This is a genomic window from Pseudomonas sp. NPDC090752, assembly GCF_055584805.1.
This window is the reverse complement of sequence record NZ_JBVJLI010000003.1, coordinates 445,532-451,738: the sequence shown is the minus strand read 5'-3', so window position 1 is coordinate 451,738 and position 6,207 is coordinate 445,532. Positions and strand designations below refer to the sequence as shown.

General features: G+C 62.1%; 7 protein-coding genes. All 7 read right to left on the bottom strand.

The annotated features are described in order from the left end of the window. The coding region (locus ACZ6YA_RS07250; RefSeq protein WP_465896444.1) for a POTRA domain-containing protein at positions 1-533 on the bottom strand (533 nt) is incomplete at its 3' end. A 71-nt stretch (positions 534-604) separates the two neighbouring features. Next, positions 605-1,957: an RIP metalloprotease RseP gene (gene rseP, locus ACZ6YA_RS07245; RefSeq protein ID WP_465896443.1), complete on the bottom strand. Its 1,353-nt coding sequence runs from the start codon at positions 1,955-1,957 to the stop codon at positions 605-607. Positions 1,958-2,018: 61 nt separating this feature from the next. Then, positions 2,019-3,209 (bottom strand): 1-deoxy-D-xylulose-5-phosphate reductoisomerase, encoded by a 1,191-nt coding sequence (ispC, locus tag ACZ6YA_RS07240; RefSeq protein WP_465896442.1) that lies wholly within the window; start codon positions 3,207-3,209, stop codon positions 2,019-2,021. Beyond that, positions 3,206-4,021 carry a phosphatidate cytidylyltransferase gene (locus ACZ6YA_RS07235; protein ID WP_465896441.1) on the bottom strand — a complete coding sequence of 272 codons (816 nt, stop codon included), beginning with the start codon at positions 4,019-4,021 and terminating at the stop codon, positions 3,206-3,208. Before ACZ6YA_RS07235 ends, ispC begins: the two co-directional genes overlap by 4 nt. Further along, positions 4,021-4,776, bottom strand: coding sequence for a polyprenyl diphosphate synthase (uppS, locus tag ACZ6YA_RS07230; protein ID WP_465896440.1), 756 nt, complete (start codon positions 4,774-4,776; stop codon positions 4,021-4,023). Before uppS ends, ACZ6YA_RS07235 begins: the two co-directional genes overlap by 1 nt. A 15-nt stretch (positions 4,777-4,791) precedes the next feature. After that, positions 4,792-5,349 carry a ribosome recycling factor gene (gene frr / locus ACZ6YA_RS07225; protein WP_465896439.1) on the bottom strand — a complete coding sequence of 186 codons (558 nt, stop codon included), beginning with the start codon at positions 5,347-5,349 and terminating at the stop codon, positions 4,792-4,794. Next, positions 5,346-6,089, bottom strand: coding sequence for a UMP kinase (gene pyrH, locus ACZ6YA_RS07220; RefSeq protein ID WP_200140814.1), 744 nt, complete (start codon positions 6,087-6,089; stop codon positions 5,346-5,348). The genes frr and pyrH overlap by 4 nt, the downstream gene beginning before the upstream one ends. Positions 6,090-6,207 lie beyond the last annotated feature (118 nt).

The following is a 6,207-nucleotide window of genomic DNA, read 5'->3' as shown; positions in this document are numbered from 1 at the left end:
TGCTGGATGGCAGCGACGGTGCCTTCGTTGATCTTGATCTTCAACGCCACGCGGTTGCGCGGTTGCGGCACCACCTCGGCGTCGACCTCGGCCGAATAGCGGCCCTGGGCCACGTACTGGCGCTGCAGCTCGTTACGCACACCTTCGAGTGTGGCGCGCTGGAAGATCTCGCCTTCGGCCAGGCCGGACTGTTTCAGGCCCTTCATCAGGTCTTCGGTGCTGATCGCCTTGTTGCCTTCGATCTCGATGCTCGACACCGACGGGCGCTCGACCACATTGATGATCAGGACATTGCCGTCGCGGCTCAGCTGGATATCCTGGAAGAAGCCCGTCTTGAACAGCGAACGGGTCGAATCCACCAGGCGCCGGTCATCGGCCTGGTCGCCCACGTTCAGGGGCAAGGCGCCGAACACGCTGCCGGCGGATACCCGCTGCAGGCCGTTGACACGAATATCGGAGATGGTGAAGGACTCGGCGTGAACTTCAGCGATCATCAGTGCGGAGAGGACCGCAGTTAGCAGCAGACGTTTCATGAAGTCCTTTTATTCCAACTGGCAATAAACAACCTGCCGCGAAAAAGCGGCAGGTTCGCAATGCGAAGCTTTTATAGTCGACCCAGATCGTTGATCAGGGCGAGCAACATCACCCCTACGACCAAACTGATACCGATCTGGACCCCCCAACCTTGAACCCGATCAGACAGCGGACGACCGCGCGCCCACTCGACCAGGTAAAACAGCAAATGCCCCCCATCCAATACTGGAATGGGCAGCAGGTTAAGAACCCCCAGGCTTATGCTCAGGTAGGCGAGGAAGTTCAGGAAGTCCCCCACGCCGGACTGGGCCGAAGCGCCCGCCACTTTAGCAATGGTTATCGGTCCGCTCAAGTTTTTTACCGAGAGCTCACCGAACAGCATTTTCTTCAGCGATTCTAGGGTCAGCACACTCATGGTCCAGGTGCGCGAAAGCCCCTCTCCCACGGCATCGAGCGGCCCGTAACTGACCTCGCGAAGCATGCTGGCGGGCCATTCGGCACCTTTCACGCCGGCACCCAGGTAACCACCGGCGGCCTTGCCCTCACCCTTGCGGGCCAGGGTGACCGGCACCTCCAGGGCTGCGCCATCACGCTCGACGCGGACCACGACCTTGGCTTCAGGGCGGGCACGCACACTGTCTACTACCTGTTGCCAGTCGCTGAGCGCCACGCCATCGAGGGCCAGCAGCTTGTCACCGGACTTCAGCCCGGCAGCGGCGGCGGGCCCCTTTGGATCGATCTCGGCCAGCACCGGCTCGACGGCCGGGCGCCATGGGCGCAAGCCAAGCGATTGAATCGGATCGGGCTCGTCCGCGCCTTTGAGCCAGCTATCGAGCTTGACCTGCAGCTGACGCTCGGCAGTCGCGCCCTCATCGCGCACACCTACCTGCAGGGTGCCACTCTCGCCCAGGCGGCGGACCAGTTGCAGATTGACCGCCGACCAACCGTTGGTCGACTTGCCATCGATGGATACAATTTCCTGGCCAGCAACCAAGCCAGCCGAGGCTGCCAGGCTGCCTGACTCGACCGCGCCGATCACCGGGCGGATCTGCTGGGTACCCAGCATGGCCAGCAGCCAGAAGAAGACGATGGCCAACAGGAAGTTGGCAATCGGCCCGGCGGCGACGATGGCGATGCGCTGACGCACCGACTTGCGATTGAACGACTGCTCGATCAACGCTGGCGGCACTTCGCCCTCGCGCTCGTCGAGCATCTTGACATAACCGCCCAGGGGGATAGCCGCCACCACGAACTCGGTGCCGTGGCGATCATGCCAACGCAACAGGCCTGGGCCGAAGCCCACCGAAAAGCGCAGCACCTTCACGCCGCAACGCCGGGCCACCCAGAAGTGCCCGAATTCGTGGAAAGTCACCAGTACACCCAGGGCCACCAGGGTGCCGATAATCATGTACAGCGCAGTCATGTCTTTCTCCGAATGACGTTCAGCGGAACGACTTTTCGTACAAACTCAAGGCCGGTGGCAATCAACGGCCGTGGCGCCTCAGCCACTCACGTGACAGTTCCCGGGCGCGCTGGTCGGCGGCAAACACCGCATCCAGCGATGGTACTGGGACCACAGGTTCCTGCTCCAGCACCTGTTCGATCATACCCGCGATCTCGGGGAAGCGGATACGCCGCTCGAGAAACGCCTCGACCGCGACCTCATTGGCCGCATTGAGCACCGCCGGCGCACTGTTGCCAGCTTCGGCAACCTGCCGTGCCAGCCGCAAGCACGGGAAGCGCACTTCATCGGGCGCCTGGAAATCCAGACGGGCGATGGCGAACAGGTCCAGGGGAGCGACCCCGGAATCGATTCGCTCTGGCCAGGCCAGCGCATTGGCGATGGGCGTGCGCATGTCAGGGTTGCCCAACTGGGCCAACACCGAACCGTCAACGTAATCCACCAGCGAATGGATCACGCTCTGCGGATGCACCACCACCTCGACCTTGGCCGGCGCCGCATCGAACAGCCAGCAAGCCTCGATCAACTCCAGGCCCTTGTTCATCATGCTCGCCGAGTCCACTGAAATCTTTCGACCCATGGACCAGTTCGGATGGGCACAGGCCTGCTCTGGCGTGACATCGGCAAGGGCTGCTTGCGGCGTTTCACGGAACGGGCCACCCGAGGCGGTCAACAGAATGCGACGCACCCCCACCTGGCTCAAGCCTCGCTCATAGTCGCCAGGCAGGCACTGGAAGATCGCATTGTGCTCGCTGTCGATCGGCAGCAACACGGCACCATTGCGCCGCACGGCCTCCATGAACAGCGCGCCGGACATCACCAGCGCCTCCTTGTTGGCCAACAACACCTTCTTGCCTGCCTCGACAGCGGCCAAGGTCGGGCGCAGGCCGGCAGCGCCAACAATGGCGGCCATGACTGCATCAACTTCAGGGGCGGACGCGACCTCGCAGAGCCCCGCCTCCCCTTCCAGCACTTCAGTGGCGCACCCAGCGCTGACCAAGCCTGCACGCAAGCGCACGGCGGCTTCGCCAGTGGGCACCACGGCATAGGCCGGGCGATGCAGCACGCACAGGGCCAGCAGTTGGTCGATACGCGAGTAACCGCTCAACGCGAAGACCTGATAGCGCTCGGGATGGCGAGCGATCACATCCAGCGTGCTGAGGCCGATCGAGCCGGTGGCGCCCAATACGGTGATGCGCTGCAACGCACTCACATCACACCCCATTCGGCAGCCCACAACAGCACGGCGAAGATCGGGATGGCTGCGGTGAGGCTGTCGATTCGGTCGAGCACCCCGCCATGCCCCGGAAGCAGGTTACTGCTGTCCTTGATACCGGAGCGGCGCTTGAACATGCTCTCGGTCAGGTCACCGATTACCGAAGACATGACCACCAGAGCGGCCCCCACCAGTCCCAGCAGAATCTGGACGACTCCCCAGTCGCGGCTGATGCCGACCACCAGGGTGATCACCAGGCTGACTACCAGGCCGCCGTACACGCCTTCCCAGCTTTTGCCCGGACTGACCTGCGGCGCCAGCTTGCGTTTGCCAAAGGCACGGCCGGAGAAGTAGGCGCCAATGTCGGCAGCCCACACCAGCACCATGACCGAGAGAATCAGCCAATTGCCCAGCGGCCAGTGCTTGAGCAGCACCAAGCCCTGCCAAGCCGGGAGCAAGATCAGCAGGCCGATCAACAGGCGGCAGGCGGCGCTGGCCCACAGCTCGCTGCTGCGCGGATAGGTCAGCACCAGCCAGGTGGCCAGCCCCCACCAGATCACAGAAGCACCGAGCACCCAGGGCGCCAGATCGGGCATCAGGTAGAGCAGCATCAGCGCCCCGGCGACCACAGCGGCGTAGGCGATGCGCAGCGGCTGGGCCATCAGCCCAGCCAGACGCGCCCACTCCCAGGCACCGAGCGTGACCACGAAGCCGATGAACAGGGCGAAATCCCCACCATTGAGCAGGAAGAAACCACCCAGCGCGATCGGCAGCAGGATCAGCGCGGTAATGATGCGTTGTTTAAGCATTAAGCACGAGCTCCAGCCTCGACCTGCTCGCTGGTCTTACCGAAGCGGCGCTGGCGCGAAGCGAAATCGGCCAGGGCATTGCGCATGGCCTCGTGTTTGAAATCCGGCCAATACAGGTCGGAGAAGTACAGTTCGGCGTAGGCCAACTGCCACAGCAGGAAGTTGCTGATGCGGTGTTCGCCGCCCGTGCGGATGCACAGATCCGGCAACGGCAGCTCGCCCGTGGCCAGACAAGTCTGCAGCAGGCCTGGCGTGATGTCATCGGGGCGCAGGTGGCCGGCCTGTACTTCACGTGCCAGCCGTTGCGCTGCCTGGGCAATATCCCACTGACCACCATAGTTGGCGGCGATCTGTAGAATGAAGCGATTATTGCCGGCAGTCAGTGCCTCGGCCTCACGCATAGCGGCCTGTAGATCTGGGTGGAAACGCGAACGGTCACCAATGATGCGCAGGCTGATGTTGTTCTCGTTAAGGCGCTTGGCCTCGCGACGTAGTGCCGAGAAGAACAGTTCCATCAACGCTCCGACCTCTTCGGCCGGACGCTGCCAATTCTCGCTGGAGAAGGCGAACAGGGTCAGTACTTCGACCCCGGACTTGGCGCAGACTTCAATCACCGCACGCACGGCATCGACGCCGGCCTTGTGCCCGGCAACGCCGGGCAGCAGGCGCTTCTTCGCCCAGCGATTATTGCCATCCATGATGATCGCGACGTGACGCGGCACCGAAGAGGGTGCCGCCAGCTTGGTCTTTTCCATTAAAAAACCTCGGCCTTAGACGGCCAACAGGTCCTTTTCCTTGGCTTTGTAAGCAGCGTCGATTTCAGCGACGAACTTGTCGGTCAGCTTCTGGATCTCGTCAGCGGCGCGACGCTCTTCGTCTTCGCTGATTTCCTTGTCCTTGGTCAGCTTCTTCAGGTCGGCCAGGGCATCACGACGCACGTTGCGCACGGCAACCTTGGCGTCTTCGGCAACGCCGCTAGCCTGCTTGGTATAGCCCTTGCGGGTTTCTTCGGTCAGGGCTGGCATCGGCACGCGAATGGTGGTGCCGGCGCTGGACGGGTTCAGTCCCAGATCGGAAGTCAGGATCGCCTTCTCGATGGCTGCGCTCAGGTTCTTGTCGTGGGCGACAATTTTCAGGGTACGCGCATCTTCGACGGTGATGGCGGCGACCTGGTTCAGCGGCATGTCGCTACCCCAGGCCGAGACCTTGACGCTGTCCAGAATGCTCGGGTGAGCACGACCGGTGCGAATGGCTGCCAGGTGGCGGCCCAGGGCCTCGATGGATTTACCCATGCGTTCCTGAGTGTCTTTCTTGATGTCGTTGATCATTTCTGAACTTCCTCGATCAGAGTTCCTTCCGCGCCGCCATGCACGATGTTGAGCAGGGCGCCGGGCTTGTTCATATTGAAGACGCGCAGCGGCATCTTGTGGTCGCGGCACAGACAAATTGCCGTCAGGTCCATCACGCCCAGCTTGCGATCCAGCACTTCATCGTAGGACAGATGATCGAACTTCTCGGCATGCGGGTCCTTGAATGGATCTGCAGTGTATACACCATCGACCTTGGTTGCTTTCAATACTACGTCGGCATCGATTTCGATGGCGCGCAGGCAAGCGGCGGAATCGGTGGTGAAGAACGGGTTGCCGGTACCGGCAGCGAAGATTACGACTTCCTTGGCATTCAGGTGGCGCATGGCTTTGCGACGATCATAGTGATCGGTCACACCTACCATGGAAATGGCCGACATGACGATGGCGGTAATGTTCGCCCGCTCCAGCGCGTCGCGCATGGCGAGCGCATTCATCACGGTCGCCAGCATGCCCATATGGTCGCCAGTGACGCGATCCATGCCGGCTGCGCTGAGCGCCGCACCACGGAACAGGTTGCCACCGCCAATCACCAAGCCTACCTGAACACCAATGCCGACCAGCTGGCCGACTTCCAGTGCCATGCGATCCAGGACCTTAGGGTCGATCCCGAACTCTTCCGAGCCCATCAGGGCCTCGCCGCTAAGTTTGAGTAGAATGCGTTTATAGCGAGCCTGATGACCACTGCCCTGCTGAGCCATTGCGAATCTCTCCTGCGGCGTTTGTAAAATTCTGGCGGGCCTCTTGAGCCTGCGTGTAACTCTAACGTGACGCAGCGACTGCGTCAGCGAGCAACGGCGTCGAAAGCCGCTCCCGCTT